Below are 15,403 nucleotides of genomic sequence, written 5' to 3' on the forward strand. Positions count from 1 at the left end.
CCGACCAAGCGCTCCCCGGAAAATGACAGGTTTCAACCCGCTGTTATGGCCACGGGGAGGAACTTGAATTGTTTTCAGTGAAGGCGGCGAAAACGCCGCGGGAATGGGCTCGGAAGTAAGCACGCTTCCCTTCGAAACATAACAGGGGTTCCGGGCCCTGCGACGGGCTGCACCTGTTCGGGTGACGGAGAGTGTTCGCCGGTCCGGGTGGTGGGTGTCCGCTCGCCTCGGTGCCGGCGCGGCCGTGGCCGGCGGTCAAAACCGAATCAGATTCTTGACATCGCTCACTAAGCGGGCGTTCACTGGCTGGCGCCGGAAAGAGGCTGTCACCCTCGTGAAGGGACGTACATGTCCGGAAACCGCACTCAACGAAGACTGCGAACCACCATCCTCCTGGCACCGCTCACCCTCTTGCTCGCCGCGACGCCGGCGCTCGCCGCTCCTGCCGCTCCTGCTGCGAAGGCCCCGCCGCCGAAGCCCCCGACCTCCGCCCCGGGCAACGGCCCGGCGAAGATCACCGGTCCCATCCCCGCGCAGGGCAAACCTGGGGATTCTGCGCACGACTACGTCTTCTACTCGACGCCGTACGACCTGAAGAAGGCCGGCTACGAGGAGGAGGAGTTCTTCATCTCCGGCACCGCCACGCGGTACAACCCGAACCCGACCGTCGACGAGCAGAAGCAGGCAGCCATCCCCCTGGGCACCACGCCGTACACGACCCGGATCGTGGTGCGGCGCCCGGTGAAGCCCGCGAAGTCGGCCGGCGTCGCGGTGGTCGACTGGCAGAACGTGACCGCCGGGCACGACATCGACACCGAGTGGGGCACGAGCGCCGACTACTACGTCCGCAACGGCTGGACGTGGGTAGGCGCTTCGGTGCAGCGCGTCGGCGTCAACGGCGCCACCACCGGCGGGACCGCCGGCCTGGGCCTCACCCAGTGGAGCCCGCAGCGCTACGGCTCGCTCGACGTCACCAACGGCGGCGCCGTGCTCGACGACTCGCAGTCGTTCGACATCTACACGCAGATCGCGCAGCTGCTCAAGGGCCGCGGCAAGAAGAACCCGCTGGCCGACCTCGGCATCGACCGCGTGTACGCCGGCGGCGCGTCGCAGTCCGGCCGCTACCTCGGCGTGTACTACAACACCGTGCAGCCCCTGCGCCACGTCTACGACGGCTTCCTCTTCGCGCTGTCCGACAGCTCCTTGCCCCCGCGCGACGGCGTCGGCACCAAGGCCATCCGCGTCTACACCGAAAACGACGTCTACCGCGGCGCCGGCGTGCCGAGCAAGACCGCGCCCGACAGCGATTCCCTGCGCACCTGGGAAATCGCCGGCGCCTCGCACGTGCCCGCCTACTCGACCGGCACCGACCCGAACGACTTCCGCACCACCCTCGGCGCCATCCAGTCCCGCGAGTTCGGCGAGCAGGCTCCCTTCTCCTGCACCAACCCCGGCCCGAGCCAGGTCGAATCCTGGACGGTCTTCCACGCCGCCTACGACGCCCTCGACAAGTGGGTCAGCCGCGGCATCCCGCCGCGCCGCGCTGCGCCGCTGGCTTTGATCGACCCGGGCCCACCCGCTGACATCGCCCGCGACGCCAACGGCATCGCCCAGGGCGGCATCCGCCTGCCCGACGTGGAAGTCCCCACAGGCCTCAACGACGGCATCAACTCCCCCGCCAACCTCGACAACCCGTTGTCTTCGTTCTGCGTCCTGTACGGCACCCACCGCGACTTCGACGCTGCGCAGCTGAAGTCGTTGTACTACAACAACAACGACTACCGGCAGCAGGTGGCTGACGTCGTGCAGCGGTTGGAGACCCAGCGTTTCCTTCTCCCGGAGGACGGTCGCACGCTGATCAACCAGGCTGCGAAGCGCAAGCTGTTCTGACGGACGTTCCCCGGTGGTAGCCTGGCCCCGCGCGACTGGCGAGGGTGGGTCACCACCGGGGAGCGCGAGCAGTGGGAGCGTCGTCCGCCTGGGGGCTCCTCGGTGCCCGGCACTGAGGAGCGCTTCGCGTGATCGACCTGCGTTACGGCACGCACCCCCACCAACCCGCCTGGGTACTGGACGACGGACCGTTACGGGTCCGCGCCGGTACCCCGTCCTTCATCAACCTGCTCGACGCGCTCAACGCGTGGCAGCTCGTTCGCACGGCCTCGGCCGCCACCGGGGCCGTGGTCGCGGCGTCGTTCAAACACGTGTCTCCCGCGGGTGTGGCCTCGGCCGGCCCGCTGGACGACGTGATTCGGGAAACCTGGCGCGTCACCGAACCCGGCCCGCTCACCGGCGCTTACGTGCGCGCCCGCGACGCCGATCCGAAGTCCGGCTTCGGTGACGTCGTCGCTGTTTCCGCGCCCGTCGACGCGGAGCTGGCCGACCTGCTGTCGCAGGTGATCTCCGACGCCGCGATCGCGCCCGGCTTCGAGCCCGGCACGCTGGAAGTGCTCGTGCGCAAGAAATCCGGCACTTTCCTGGTCCTGGAAGCAGATCCGGCGTACGAGCCACCCGAGTGCGAGCGCCGCGACGTCCACGGTGTCGTTGTCGCGCAGCGCCGCGACCGTGCGCCGTTCCTGCCTGGACTCCCGAGCGACGCCCTGCTCGGCCTGGCCACCCTTCGCCACACGCAGTCCAACTCCGTGGCGGTCGTCGGCGACGGGATGCCCCTCGGCATCGGCGCCGGGCAGCAGAACCGCGTCGACTGCGTCCGCCTCGCCGTCGGCAAGGCCGCACCTGGTGGCTGCGCCGGCACCCCGTGGTGCGCACGCTGCCCCGCGTCCCCGGCATGTCCCGGCAGGATCGCCTCAACTGGCAGATCCGCCTCGCCGAGGGCCGACTCACGCCGGCCCAGGAAGTGGAGTTCACCGAGCTTTTCCCAGGTTTCCCGTTAGTTCTGCCCGACCCTGGGCCGTGGGCCAGCCGCGCGACCCTCGTGTCCGACGGGTTCCTGCCGTTCCGCGACAACATCGAGCACGCCGCCACGATCGGCATCAGTCACGTGGTCGAACCTGGCGGCTCCACGCGTTCCCCGGGTGTCGCCGACGCGTGCGCGCGACACGGCATGAGCTTGACCCACACCGGGTTGCGCCTGTTCCACCACTGACGAGAACGGCTCCTCGCGAGGGCGGGAACCCTGGCGAGGAGCCGTTTTCGAGCAGTGCTTACGCGCGGCTTCCGTAGTTTCGCCACACGCCGGCGGGTTTGCGCTCGCCGACGCCGTTGCGGTGGTAGTCGCAGACGCCGGTCGGGAAGGTTGCCCGGAGGGTGGCCTTCTCGGCGGAAGTGAACTTGACCGGGTACGAGCCGAAGTCCAGCGGCTTCGTCTGGCACTTCAGCACGTCCATGGCCAGGCTCTCACCCGCTGCCATGCGGGTGTTCTCGGCCACCGGGTACAGCGCACCGCACTGGCCCGACGACGGGTCGGTCAGCTTTTCCTGCACGCGCTGGGTTGCGGAGAGGTAGCAACCGTCCGAAAGGTCGTGCGGTCGGTTCGCAATGACGCGAGAAGCAGCACTCCGACCCGAGTGATCCCGGTCGATCGCCGTCAGCCAGCGGTCCATCGCGTCCAGCTCATACGCGCTCGCGGCGGCCTGCTCCGCAGCCGTCGGGTGGTTGGCGATGATCACCTGATTGGCCGCAGTCCCATTCGCGGCCAACAACCGCTGCCGCAGCACGAACGACCACTCCGAAGTGTGGATGTCGTTCCCCGCGCCCGCCAGGTCGAGGTCCGTGCGCTGATCGATGATCGGCGTCGACGCCAGGCCCTGCGACGCTGTGTTGAAAATGTCGTCGCGGTACAAAGCATCCAGGGCCTTCGGGTCAGCCGAAGACCGCGCGGCCACCGGCTTACCCGTGTAGTCCAGCCCGCCGATCGAGGCATTCAGCGACACGAACTGCGCCGCCGAAATCGCACCCGCTTTCAACGCGTCCAACCCGTACTGCACTCCCACGTTGTCCAGCGTGTTCCGCACGAACCCCGTGCGCGGGTCGCGCCCCAGTTGGTTCGCGAACTGCTCGTTGGAATTGCAGATCACGCCATGCGGGTTCGTCACTGGATCCCACCGCACGTCGACGGGGATGGCCGAGTTGCAGCTGTCCGTGGCGGTCGCACGGCTGGCGAAGGTGGCGTCCCACGAGAGGCAGCTCGAGTACGAGTTCCAGCCCGCTACGGCGAGCTTTTGGGCATCCGTAAACGAAGCGGAAGAGAAGTACCGGTTCAGCAACCGGCAGTCTGCCACCGGCCCGGCCGTGGTGATCGGGTCCGGAAAGGACACCCCGGGGATGATGCCGTCGACGATGCCGGGGTAGTTCTCGGCGATGTCGTACTGCTGGATCGCGCCGCCGGAACCGCCCCAGCCGATGGTGTGCTGGACGGGGCCGTAGGTCTCGATGAAGTGTTCCTTCACCATCATCGCGGCCTCGGCCGAGATGATCGGGCTGCAGTTGTTGTCGAGCACGTTCAGGCTCGACGACGCGACCGCGTAGCCCTGGGAGAGGAACAGGTCGTTGACCACGCCACCGGTGCCGGCGCCCTGGTGGTAGCCGGAGTTGCAGCCGCCGCCGAAGGTGTAGACCAGCTTGCCGTTCCAGCCCGGAGTGGCAGCGAACGGTGACGGGGTGGCCGGCCCGGAAGCCAGGGCGGCGATCTCGTACACCGCGCGGTCGATCGTGCCGCGTTCCACCCGGACGATGTAGGGCGCGCCGCCGGTCGCGAAAGCCAGGTCGGCCGGGCGGCTCGCCGGGTCGGCCAAGGCCACGAACTTCCCGGCGGTGTTCTTGTACTGGTAGGTAACCTGCGTTGGGGCGCTGCACAGCGGCATGGTCGCCGGGGGCAGGCCGTACGCGGTGGTCTCGCAGTAGAACGGCTTCTGCTGCGGTCCCGAGAACACGGGACCGGTGATCGAATGGTTCACCACGCGCACGCTCGCGCGATCATGCCCGGCCGTCGCGACCAGGTCGGTCGAGCCGTCGCGCAGTCCGGTGACGAGCCCGAGCAGGCTCCCGTCGGACTCGGCGTGGAAGGCCCGCGTGACGTCATGGCCGCCGGCCGAGACACGAACACCGGAGTGCGCGTCCGGCGGCGTGACTCTGACCAGGACCTGGCCTCCGCTGACCAGATCGGGCCGCGGGTTGGAGACGGTCGTGATTCCCAACCGGGAGTGGTGATCCGGTTGCGCGACGGCCGAGGTCGCCGCTGTGGTGAGGAGGATCGGCACGGCCAGAGCGGCCACTACCGCGGTCGAGCGCCAAGTACGGTTTCTCAACTTCGCACCTCGTTGCTCACGGCACCGCTCGGGTGCGGTGCCACGCAAGTGCCGGGTATAGCACGCGTTACTTAGCCAGAACAACATTCGGCCACCCGAGTTGATCAAACGAGCCGGATCAAGCTTCGGTAACCGCGAACTCGGCCCGATAACAGGTCTGGGCAAGCAAGGGAGATGACTGTACTGTTCGTCGCGTCCGAATCGGATTCTGCTTTGCCGGTGTCACTGCAACGAGGCGGTGGGGTGAGCGTGGTCGAGGATCCTGTACTCCTGCGCGCTGAGGGACTCTGTGTCTCCTTCGGCGGGCTCGAGGTGCTCAGGCAGGTTTCGCTGGAGGTTCACGCCGGGTGCGTGCTCGGCGTCATCGGCCCGAACGGCGCGGGCAAGACCACGCTGTTCAACACGATCTGCGGGTTCGTGCGGCCCGACTCCGGCACGATCACCTTCGCCGGCCACGCCCTCGAGCGGCCCAGGCCCGAGCGGCTCACCCGCCACGGCATCGCCCGCACGTTGCAAGGCCTCGGTCTGTTCGCGGGATTGACTGTGCTGGACAACGTGGTCGCGGGCGCCACGCACCGCTCGCGCACGAGCCTCGGCGGCGCGCTGCTCGCGTCGCCCTGGGCCGACCGCGACGAGCGAGCCCTCGCCGGCCGCGCCATGGAGGTGCTGCGCGAGCTCGGGATCGACGGTGACGCGGGGCGGATCTGCGCCGGGTTGCCCTACGGAGTGCGCAAACGCGTCGCCCTCGCGCGCGCCCTGGTGAGCGAGCCCCGGTTGCTGCTGCTCGACGAACCGGCGGCCGGCCTGTCGGCGACAGAGGTGGGGGAGCTGGCCGACATCGTCCGCGGCCTGGCGCCGGCCACCACCGTGATGCTCGTCGAGCACCACATGGACTTCGTGATGAACCTGTGCGACCGGCTGGTGGTGCTCGACTTCGGCGAAGTCATCGCGCGCGGCACGCCGGCGCAGGTGCGAGCCGACCCGCAGGTGCAGCGAGCTTATCTGGGCGACCCCGTGGCGGCCGTCGCGGGAGAAGGCGGTGCGCATGCTTGACGTCAGCGGGCTCGTCGTGGACTACGGGCCGGTGCGGGCGCTCGACCATGTCGACCTGGTGGTGGAGCAGGGATCCATCACCGCCGTGCTGGGCTCCAACGGCGCCGGCAAGACCACGTTGCTGCGCGCGCTCAGTGGTCTGCACCGCCCGCGCGACGGCGCCGTGCAGCTCGACGGCCACGACATCACCCGCCTGGCGCCCGAAGATCTCGTGCGCCTCGGGGTCGCGCACGTGCCCGAGGGTCGCGGCGTGATCGCCGAGCTGACGGTGGAGGAGAATCTGCGCCTCGGCGGCCTGTGGCGGCGCGACCGGAACTGGCTGCGCTCGGGCACCGGCGAGATGTACGACCTGTTCCCCCCGTTGGCCGAACGCCGCCACCAGCGCGCGGAAGCGCTTTCCGGCGGTGAACGCCAGATGCTCGCCATCGGCCGCGCGCTGATGAGCCGGCCCGAGCTGCTCCTGCTCGACGAACCCTCACTCGGCCTCGCACCACGGGTTTCGGCCCGGATCGTGGCCGTGCTGCGGACACTGCGCGAGGAGAACGGCCTCACGCTGCTGCTGGTGGAGCAGAACGCGGCGACCGCGCTGTCGGTCGCCGACCGGGCCGTCGTCCTGCACCTCGGCCGCAAGGTCGCCGACGACACCGCCGACACCCTCGCGGCCGACGACCGCGTGCGCCGCGCCTACCTGGAGGTGTGATGGGCCGCTTCCTCGACCTGACCCTCGCCGGGCTCACCAGCGGGGCCGTGTACTCGGCCGTCGCGCTGGCGCTCGTGCTGATCTGGCGCTCCACGCGGATCGTGAACTTCGCGCAGGGCGGCATGCTGATGATCACCACGTTCATCGCCTACACGATCGTCTCCCACGGTGGCTCGTACTGGCTGGCGCTGATCGTGGCCGTCCTCTGTGGACTGGTCCTCGGCGCCGTGGTGGAACGCGTGCTCGTGCGGCCGGTGGAGAAGAGATCGCCGCTCGACGCGGTGGTGGTCACCTTCGGCCTGCTCGTGCTGCTGCAGGGCGTGGCCGGGATGCTCTTCGGTGGCACCCCGCGCTCGTACCCGCCGGCGTTCGGAATCGCGGGGTTCAAGGCGGGCGACCGCCAGCTGCTGTTCGCACCCAACGACCTGTGGATCGTGCTCGTGGTCCTCGTCGTGATGGCCGTGCTGGCGCTGGTGTTCCGCAAGACGAACCTCGGCCTGCGGATGCGGGCCTCGGCCTTCGCACCGGAAGTCGCGCGCCTGCTCGGCGTGCGCGTCGGGCGGATGCTCACGGTCGGCTGGGCCCTGGCCGCGGCGGTCGGCGCGATCGCCGGTGTGCTCGTCGCGCCCAGCACGTTCGTGAGCCCCACGGCGTTCGACGCGGTACTGGTGTTCGGCTTCACCGCGGCGGTGATCGGCGGCCTCGACAGCCCGCCGGGCGCCGTCGTCGGCGGGCTCGCGCTCGGCATCGTGCTCAGCTACGTGGCCGGCTACCTCGGGTCCGACATCGTCACGCTGGCCTCGCTCGTCGTCCTCATCGGGGTGCTGATGCTGCGTCCGCAAGGGCTGTTCGGTTCGACGAAGGGAAGGCGGGTATGACGGCGCTCGCCGCGGCGGCACCGGTCCGCGTCTGGCAGCGGTCCACGCTGGTCCGCCACCTCACGCTCTCGGTGCTGGGCCTGATCGTGCTGTACTTCGTCACGACCTCGCTCGACTCGTTCGCGAACCTGCAGTTCGCCCAGATCTGCTACACCGCCATCGCGACGGCGGGCCTGACCGTCCTCTCCGGACTGTCCGGCCAGATCTCCCTGGGCCACGGCGCGTTCGTGGCCGTCGGCGCCTACACCACGGCGCTGCTGCTGGAACACCTCGACTGGCCGCTCGTGCTCGTGCTGCTCGGTTCGGTGGTCGTCGGCGGCGCGCTGGGTTCGCTCGTCGGCGTCGCGGCGGCGCGGTTGCGCGGGCCGTACCTGGCGGGTGCGACGCTCGCGCTCGCCGTCGGCCTGCCGTCGCTGGCCGACTACCACGGCCTGCGCGACCTGCTCGGCGGCGCCAACGGCCTCATCGTGACCTCCGACCCGCCGCCGCTTTCCCTCGGCGAGACCTTTCCGCTCGAACGCTGGCAGGCCTGGATCTGCGGCCTGTGCCTGGTGCTCACGTTGTTTCTGCTCGCCAACCTCACGCGCAGCCGCATCGGCCGGGACATGCGGCTGGTGCGCGAAGACGAGCAGGCCGCCGCGCTGTCGGGCGTGCACGTGGCCCGCACGCAGATCGTCACCTTCGGCATCAGCGCGGCGTTCGCGGGCTTGGCGGGCGGGCTGTTCGCGATCGTCAACAGCCTGGCTGCGCCCGGGGCGTTCACGCTGTCACTTTCCCTGTCCCTGCTCACCGCGGCCGTGCTCGGCGGGCTCGGCAGCCTCGCCGGCGCGGTGTACGGCGCGGTGATCGTGACCCTGCTGCCCAACTGGACCGCCGACCTCGCGCAGCAGGCCGACCTGCCCCGCGCGATCTACGCGAACATCCCGCTCGTGCTCTACGGGCTGGTGCTGATCGTGGTGATCATCGCGTTCCCCGGCGGCATCCAGTCGGGGGTCCGCAAACTCGGCGCCCTGCTCAAGGCTCGTTTCGTCCGTCCACTCCAGACCCGTCAGGAGACGAGAAGATGACCGTACGCCGACCAGTATCCGTCGCGGTCGCCCTGGCCGCGGTGGTCGCCCTCACCGCCACCGCCTGTGCCTCGGGCGACGACGCCGCGGAGTCCACGCCCGGGATCACCGCCGACACCGTCACCATCGGGTCCACCATCCCGCTCACGGGCACGGCCGCGCCGGGCTACAGCGAGCAGGGCCCGGCCGCGAAGGCGTTCTTCGACTACGTCAACGCCAACGGTGGCATCAACGGCCGCAAGATCACCCTCAAGTACCTCGACGACGCCTACAACCCGGCCCAGACCGTCACGCTGACCAAGCAGCTCGTGTTGCAGGACAAGGTGTTCGCGATCGTCGGCTCGCTCGGCACACCGACGCACACGAAGGTTGTCGACTTCCTCAACTCCTCGCGCGTGCCCGACCTGTTCGTCGCGTCCGGCTGCACATGCTGGGACCAGCCGCAGAAGAACCCCTACACGTTCGGCTGGCAGCCGGACTACACGGTGGAGGGCAAGATCCTCGGCGACTACGTGAAGAAGAACCTGGCCGGCAAGAAGGTCGCGTACTTCTACCAGGACGACGACTTCGGCCGCGACGGCATGAAGGGCCTCGACAAGTACATCGACCAGAGCCTCGTCGTCTCGCGCCAGCCGTACCAGCCGGGCAACACCGACGTGGCCGCGCAGGTGTCGGCGATCGCGGCGTCGAAGGCCGACGTCGTGGTGCTCGAGGCGATCCCGGCCTACACCGCGTTGTTCAAGCTGACGTCGCTGAAGCTCGGTTACTCGCCGACGCTCGTCGCGTCCAGTGTGGGCGCCGACCCGATCACGGTGTCGGGGCTGCTGGAGAACTTCGCCAAGCAGGCGGGTTCGTCGGTGAAGGGCCAGGACCTGATCGAAGGCCTGGTCACCTCGGCCTACCTGCCGCCGCTCGACGACACGAGCAACTCGTGGACCGCGCTGTTCAAGAAGATCCACGACCAGTACATCCCGAATGTGCCCTTCGACGGCAACGTTTACTACGCCATGGCCTACGCCTACACGTTCACACAGGCGCTCGCCCGCGCCGGGCAGAACCCGACGCGCCAGGGCGTGGTCGACGCGCTGAAGAAGGGCGGCCTCACCGGGCCGGGCCTGGTGCCGTTCCGCTACGGCGCCGATTCGCACGCCGGCTACACCGGCGGGCAGATCGCGACCATCAAGGACGGCAAGCAGGTGCCGTCCGGGACGCCGCTCACCACGGACGACGGTGACGGTCCCGTGACCCCCTACACACAACCGCAACCTCCGGCTCCGGCCAACGGCATCCCCGCGGCGTGAGTCCGTCCGGCACAATCACGCCATGACGGAGGCGACAGGGAGCAAGCGGGCGCAAGCGACCCGCGCGGCGCTGCTCGAGGCGGCCGGTGAGGTCTTCACCGCGTCGGGGTACGAGCAGGCGAGCATGGCCGCCATCGCCGAACGGGCCGGCGCCAGCATCGGCAGCCTGTATCACCACTTCGTCGCGAAGTCCGATCTGTACATCACGCTCTACAACGAATACAACCGCCGCCAGCAGCACCGGTCCGCCAAGGCGTTCCGCACGGCGCTGGCGCAGGGCGAGGAGGACGCGCTCCGGCTCTACATCTCCGGAGCGCGCGCCTACCTCGAAGGGTGCTGGCAGGAGCGCAAGCTCGCCCGGCTGTTCCTGTCCGGCAATGGCCCGGCGGGCTTCGGCCTGCTCACGCGCGAGCGGTTCCGGGAGTGGCTCACGGCCAACGCCACGCTGGTCAACGGCCACACCCGGCCGCTTTCGGACATGCTCGTGCTCTCGCTCACCGCGATGTCGACCGAGGCGGGCCGCGAGGTCGCGGCCGCTGGGTCGAAGGCGAAGGCGGGGCAGATGATCGAGGAGGTCCTCGAGCTGATGGGCCGCCTCTACCCCACTTCGTGACGCAGGTCACCCCTCTCGGTCCCACGCTCGCTCAAGCAGCGCAAACGTCGGCGTCCCGGCCGGATCGGCACGCGCAAGTCCGGTTCGTCCGGGTGGCGCCCGCACCCGTAAACCAGTTTCATTCCCTATGAATGTTTCTCTCTGAAGATGTTCCGGGGGCTGGACATGTGCGGGATCACGGGATGGGTGGACTACGGCCGCGACCTGGCGGCCGAGCGGGAGACGGTGGCGGCCATGACCGCCACCATGGCGTGCCGCGGGCCGGACGCGAGCGGGATGTGGTTCGACCGTCACGTGGCCTTCGGCCACCGGCGCCTGGCCATCATCGACCTCGAGCTGGGCACGCAGCCGATGACGGCCGAGGCCGGCGGCACCGTCGCGCTGACCTACAGCGGTGAGGTCTACAACTTCGCCGAGCTGCGCACGGAGCTGCAGACGCGCGGACACCGCTTCACCACCAACAGCGACACCGAGGTGGTCCTGCGCGGCTACCTGGAATGGGGCACCGGCCTGGCCGAGCGCCTCAACGGCATGTACGCGTTCGGGATCTGGGACCCGCGCGAGGAGCGCCTGGTCCTGATCCGTGACCGGATGGGCATCAAGCCGCTGTACTACTCGCCGCACGGCGACGGGCTGCTGTTCGGCTCCGAGCCCAAGGCGATCCTCGCGCACCCGGAGATCCGGCCCGTCGTGGAGACGGACGGCCTGCGTGAGCTCTTGTCGTTCACCAAGAACCCGGGCCAGGCCGTGTGGGCGGGCATGCGCGAGGTCGAGCCCGGCACCGTCGTGACCCTGGACCGCACCGGCCTGAAGGTGCGCCGCTATTGGCAGCTGCAGCCGGCCGAGCACACCGACGACATCGGCGTGACCGTGCAGCACGTGCGCGAGCTGCTCGACGACATCGTGCGCCGCCAGCTCGTGGCCGATGTGCCGCGCTGCGTGCTGCTCTCGGGCGGTCTCGACTCCAGTGTCATCACCGCGCTGGCCGCGCGGCAGCTGGCCGACCAGGACGAGCGGGTGCGCAGCTTCGCCGTGGATTTCGTGGGGCAGGAAGACAACTTCGTGCCGGACGCGTTGCGGTCCACTCCGAACGCGCCGTACGTGCGTGATGTCCACGAGCACGTGGGCTCGATGCACCAGGACATCGTGCTCGACTCGGCGGAGCTCGCCGACCCGGCCGTGCGCCGCGCCGTGGTGCGCGCTCGCGACCTGCCGACGGGGCTGGGAGACATGGACGGCTCGCTGTACCTGCTGTTCCGTGCGATCCGCGAGCGCTCCACCGTCGCGTTGTCCGGTGAATCGGCCGACGAGGTCTTCGGTGGTTACGCGTGGTTCCACGACCCGGAGGTGCAGCAGGCCGACACCTTCCCGTGGCTCGTGCGGCGGCTGCAGTCGGGCGAGCGCGGGGTGAGCCGGATCTTCGCCGAGGGTGTGCGGTCTTCTTTGGACCTTGCCACGCACCTGCGGGACTCCTACTCGGCCGCGGTCGCGGAGGCCGGCACGCGGCCCGGCGAGACCGAGCACGAGCGTCGCATGCGCGTGATCGGCTACCTGCACCTCACGCGGTTCGTGCGCATCCTGCTCGACCGCAAGGACCGGCTGAGCATGGCCACCGGCCTCGAGGTGCGCGTGCCGTTCTGCGACCACCGGCTCGTCGAGTACGTCTACAACACACCTTGGACGACCAAGACGTTCGACGGCCGCGAGAAGAGCCTGCTGCGCGCGGCGGCCCGCGATGTGCTGCCGGTGTCGGTGGCCGAACGGGTGAAAAGCCCGTACCCGTCGACGCAGGACCCGAAGTACCTCGAAGCCCTGCGCGACCAGGTCGGCGACCTGCTGGCCGCGCCGGCACACCCCGTGTTCGACCTGTTCGACCGCGGCCTGCTCGTGGGCCTGCTTGCCCGGGAGGACACCGTGCCCTTCCTCCGGCCACTCGTGGAGCGTGTGCTGAACTTCGCGACCTGGTTCGATCTGTACTCACCGGAGCTGCGCATCCGGTGAGGTGACCACGAGGGTGAGGAGCGGGCCATGGTGGGCGAGTCGCCGGACGTCGACGCCGACGAGGCGTTCCAGTTCGTGCTGTCGCTGTACCGGCTGCTGCGCGAGCTGCACCGGGCGGCGCCACCCGACAATCTGCCGCGCACGCAGCTGCTGGTGCTCGCCAAGCTGGCCCGCTCCGGACCCCTGCGCATCGGCGCGCTCGCCGAGGAGGTCGGCTGTTCCCAGCCCACGGCCACGAAGGTCGTGCACGCCATGGAGGAGGCCGGCTTCGTCGCGCGCGCGGCCGACGCCGGCGACAAGCGCGTGAGCTACGTGCACCTCACCCAGCTGGGCCGGCGCCGGCTCGGCGCGGTGGTGCGCGACGAGTCGCGGGTGCTCGTGGAGCGGTTCGGCGACCTCGAGCAGGACGAGGTCGAGCTGCTGCTCAAGGCGGGCGCCGTGCTGCGCCGGATGACCGACGGCGCGGAAACTGACATTCGACAAATTTCTCGCGACCCGCAATAGTTGCGTGAGATGCTGCGTTCTCACGGGTCTCACGGAGGAGACGGTCGAATGTTCGCTGAACCCGACGTCGAACGCGAGGACCGGCCGGACGGGAGCGTCGTCTTCCGCTCCCGCGACCCGCTGGGCGCCTATCCGCGCAGCGTGGCCGCGATGCTGCGGGACTGGGCCGAAGCCGACCCGGATTACCCGCTGGTGGCCGAACGCGACGGCGACGGCTGGACGACGCTGACCTACGGCGAGGTCCGCCGCCGCGCCGACGCGCTCGGGCAGGCGCTGCTCGACCGCGGCCTGGGGCCGGACCGGCCGGTGATGATCCTTTCGGGCAACTCCGTCGCGCACTTCGCGCTCACGCTCGGCGCGCTGACTGCGGGCGTGCCGGTGGCGCCGATCAGTGTGGCGTACTCCCTGCTCAGCGGCGACCACGCGCGGATCCGGGAGATCGCGAAGGTGCTGAAGCCGGGGCTGGTGTTCGCAGAGGCCGGTGGTCCGTTCGCGAAGGCGCTCGCCGCCGTCGAGGGGCCTGGCGTTGATCGGCGCGGTGTTGATCGGCCCAGGTTTGAGCGGCCCAGCGTGGTGCTGGCGCGCGAGGTCGACACCGTGCCGGGCGCGGAATCCCTCGACGACCTGCTGGCCACTTCGCCGGGCCCGGAGCTTGAAGCCGCGTACGCCGCGACGGGACCGGACACGCTCGCGAAGGTGCTCTTCACGTCGGGCTCGACCGGTTCGCCGAAGGGCGTGCTCAACACGCACCGGATGCTGTGCGCGAACCAGCAGTCGATCCGGCAGGCGTGGCCGTTCCTGGGTGAGGAGCGGCCCGTGCTCGTCGACTGGCTCCCGTGGAGCCACACCTTCGGCGGCAACCACAACGTGGACCTGGTGCTGCACAACGGCGGCACGCTCTACGTGGACGACGGCAAGCCGGCGCCGCAGCTGTTCGGCCGCAGCCTGGAGAACCTGCGTTCGGCGCAGCCCACGCGCTACTTCAACGTGCCTGCCGGCTACGCGCAGCTCGTGCCCGTGCTGGAGCAGGACCCCGACTTCGCGCGCGTGTTCTTCTCGCGGCTGCGGTTGCTGTTCAACGCGGCGGCCGCGTTGCCGGCGGCGTTGCGCACGCGGCTGGCGGATGCGGCCAGGGCAGCGGGCGTCGACGTGCCGCTGACGAGCTCGTGGGGCGCGACCGAGACGGCGCCCGCGGTGACGAGCGCGCACTTCCCGTTCGACGACGCGCGGTGCATCGGCGTGCCGCTGCCGGGGCTCGAGGTCAAGCTCGCGCCCGTGGGCGAGGCGCGGGAGATCCGCGTGCGCGGCGCCTCCGTGACGCCCGGCTACCTGCACCGGCCCGACCTCACGGACGCGGCATTCGACGACGAAGGCTTCTACCGCACCGGCGACGCCGCCGTGCCGGCCTCGGCCGACCCGAACGCCGGGCTGCTGTTCGGTGGCCGCATCGCGGAGGACTTCAAGCTCGACACGGGCACGTTCGTCCGCGTCGGCGCGCTGCGCACGGGGCTGCTCTCGGCCGTGCCGCTGCTGTCCGACGCGGTGATCGCGGGGGAGAACCGCTCCTACGTCAGCGCGCTGGCCTGGCTCAACCAGGCCGAAGCGCGGGCGTTGTTCGGGGGTTCGCTCGATGCCTCGGACGGGTGTGTGGTCCACACCGAGCTGCGCGCGCACGTCGGGAAGCTGCTCGCCGCGATGAACGCGGCGGCCGGGTCGGCGGGCCGAGTCGAGCGGCTCGTGGTGCTGGCCGAGCCGCCGAACCTCGACGCGGGCGAGATCACGGACAAGGGCTACCTCAACCAGCGCCGCGTCCTGGCCCGGCGCGTGGCGTTCGTCGAACGCCTTTACGCTGACAGCCCGGACGTCGCCATCATCGCCGCGGGCTGACCGCCCCCCTCGCCTCTTGAGGCACCCCCCGCGAGATCGTGCCGGCGTCTCGATCGTGACGCCGCGGATCGGGATCCCGGTCGGGCCAGGAGCGGTTGCGGTCGTCGTTCACGTGCGGATCCTCTTCTCGGACGC

At 69.9% G+C, this 15,403-nt stretch carries 13 protein-coding genes; 12 read left to right on the plus strand and 1 reads right to left on the minus strand.

What is annotated here, in order from left to right:
* The first annotated feature begins 348 nt into the window (after positions 1–348).
* From AB0M56_RS35615 to AB0M56_RS35625, 3 genes are all read left to right on the plus strand, one after another.
* Positions 349–1,890 carry an alpha/beta hydrolase domain-containing protein gene (locus AB0M56_RS35615; protein ID WP_364184586.1) on the plus strand — a complete coding sequence of 514 codons (1,542 nt, stop codon included), beginning with the start codon at positions 349–351 and terminating at the stop codon, positions 1,888–1,890.
* A 128-nt stretch (positions 1,891–2,018) separates the two neighbouring features.
* Entirely contained in the window at positions 2,019–2,891 is an 873-nt protein-coding gene (locus tag AB0M56_RS35620; protein WP_364184588.1) for a hypothetical protein, read from the plus strand.
* Between the two features lie 41 nt (positions 2,892–2,932).
* Positions 2,933–3,103, plus strand: coding sequence for a hypothetical protein (locus AB0M56_RS35625; RefSeq protein ID WP_364184591.1), 171 nt, complete (start codon positions 2,933–2,935; stop codon positions 3,101–3,103).
* 58 nt (positions 3,104–3,161) lie between these two features.
* Here AB0M56_RS35625 and AB0M56_RS35630 read toward each other — a convergent pair whose 3' ends face one another.
* A complete protein-coding gene (locus AB0M56_RS35630; protein ID WP_364184592.1) occupies positions 3,162–5,372 on the minus strand; it encodes a DUF6351 family protein in 2,211 nt (736 codons plus the stop codon).
* Between the two features lie 66 nt (positions 5,373–5,438).
* Between AB0M56_RS35630 and AB0M56_RS35635 the strand changes: the two genes are divergently transcribed.
* The 9 genes from AB0M56_RS35635 to AB0M56_RS35675 all read left to right on the plus strand — a co-directional run bounded on the left by AB0M56_RS35635 (position 5,439) and on the right by AB0M56_RS35675 (position 15,268).
* On the plus strand, positions 5,439–6,317 hold the full coding sequence (locus AB0M56_RS35635) for an ABC transporter ATP-binding protein (protein WP_364184594.1): 879 nt from the start codon (positions 5,439–5,441) through the stop codon (positions 6,315–6,317).
* Complete coding sequence (locus AB0M56_RS35640; protein WP_364184596.1) at positions 6,310–7,017, plus strand: ABC transporter ATP-binding protein; 708 nt, start codon at positions 6,310–6,312, stop codon at positions 7,015–7,017. The genes AB0M56_RS35635 and AB0M56_RS35640 overlap by 8 nt, the downstream gene beginning before the upstream one ends.
* Positions 7,017–7,895 (plus strand): branched-chain amino acid ABC transporter permease, encoded by an 879-nt coding sequence (locus AB0M56_RS35645; RefSeq protein WP_364184598.1) that lies wholly within the window; start codon positions 7,017–7,019, stop codon positions 7,893–7,895. The genes AB0M56_RS35640 and AB0M56_RS35645 overlap by 1 nt, the downstream gene beginning before the upstream one ends.
* Entirely contained in the window at positions 7,892–8,962 is a 1,071-nt protein-coding gene (locus tag AB0M56_RS35650; RefSeq protein WP_364184599.1) for a branched-chain amino acid ABC transporter permease, read from the plus strand. Before AB0M56_RS35645 ends, AB0M56_RS35650 begins: the two co-directional genes overlap by 4 nt.
* Positions 8,959–10,263 carry an ABC transporter substrate-binding protein gene (locus AB0M56_RS35655; protein ID WP_364184601.1) on the plus strand — a complete coding sequence of 435 codons (1,305 nt, stop codon included), beginning with the start codon at positions 8,959–8,961 and terminating at the stop codon, positions 10,261–10,263. The genes AB0M56_RS35650 and AB0M56_RS35655 overlap by 4 nt, the downstream gene beginning before the upstream one ends.
* Before the next feature lie 22 nt (positions 10,264–10,285).
* Positions 10,286–10,876 carry a TetR/AcrR family transcriptional regulator gene (locus AB0M56_RS35660; RefSeq protein ID WP_220243583.1) on the plus strand — a complete coding sequence of 197 codons (591 nt, stop codon included), beginning with the start codon at positions 10,286–10,288 and terminating at the stop codon, positions 10,874–10,876.
* 165 nt (positions 10,877–11,041) lie between these two features.
* Entirely contained in the window at positions 11,042–12,877 is a 1,836-nt protein-coding gene (asnB, locus tag AB0M56_RS35665) for an asparagine synthase (glutamine-hydrolyzing) (protein ID WP_364184615.1), read from the plus strand.
* Between the two features lie 27 nt (positions 12,878–12,904).
* Positions 12,905–13,381, plus strand: coding sequence for a MarR family transcriptional regulator (locus tag AB0M56_RS35670; protein ID WP_364184603.1), 477 nt, complete (start codon positions 12,905–12,907; stop codon positions 13,379–13,381).
* A gap of 48 nt (positions 13,382–13,429) precedes the next feature.
* The gene (locus AB0M56_RS35675) at positions 13,430–15,268 is read left to right on the plus strand and encodes a feruloyl-CoA synthase (RefSeq protein ID WP_364184605.1); all 1,839 of its coding nucleotides are present in this window, start codon (positions 13,430–13,432) and stop codon (positions 15,266–15,268) included.
* Positions 15,269–15,403 lie beyond the last annotated feature (135 nt).

The organism is Amycolatopsis sp. NPDC051372, from assembly GCF_040682095.1.
Classification (GTDB): Bacteria; Actinomycetota; Actinomycetes; order Mycobacteriales; family Pseudonocardiaceae; genus Amycolatopsis.

Excerpts from the sequence above, each read along its gene's own strand:
- AB0M56_RS35645 (WP_364184598.1), top strand. The coding sequence starts at position 7,017 with ATGGGCCGCTTCCTCGACCTGACCCTCGCCGGGCTCACCAGCGGGGCC.
- AB0M56_RS35640 (WP_364184596.1), top strand. The coding sequence starts at position 6,310 with ATGCTTGACGTCAGCGGGCTCGTCGTGGACTACGGGCCGGTGCGGGCG.
- AB0M56_RS35615 (WP_364184586.1), top strand. The coding sequence starts at position 349 with ATGTCCGGAAACCGCACTCAACGAAGACTGCGAACCACCATCCTCCTG.
- AB0M56_RS35670 (WP_364184603.1), top strand. The coding sequence starts at position 12,905 with ATGGTGGGCGAGTCGCCGGACGTCGACGCCGACGAGGCGTTCCAGTTC.
- AB0M56_RS35650 (WP_364184599.1), top strand. The coding sequence starts at position 7,892 with ATGACGGCGCTCGCCGCGGCGGCACCGGTCCGCGTCTGGCAGCGGTCC.
- AB0M56_RS35655 (WP_364184601.1), top strand. The coding sequence starts at position 8,959 with ATGACCGTACGCCGACCAGTATCCGTCGCGGTCGCCCTGGCCGCGGTG.
- asnB (WP_364184615.1), top strand. The coding sequence starts at position 11,042 with ATGTGCGGGATCACGGGATGGGTGGACTACGGCCGCGACCTGGCGGCC.
- AB0M56_RS35660 (WP_220243583.1), top strand. The coding sequence starts at position 10,286 with ATGACGGAGGCGACAGGGAGCAAGCGGGCGCAAGCGACCCGCGCGGCG.
- AB0M56_RS35635 (WP_364184594.1), top strand. The coding sequence starts at position 5,439 with ATGACTGTACTGTTCGTCGCGTCCGAATCGGATTCTGCTTTGCCGGTG.
- AB0M56_RS35675 (WP_364184605.1), top strand. The coding sequence starts at position 13,430 with ATGTTCGCTGAACCCGACGTCGAACGCGAGGACCGGCCGGACGGGAGC.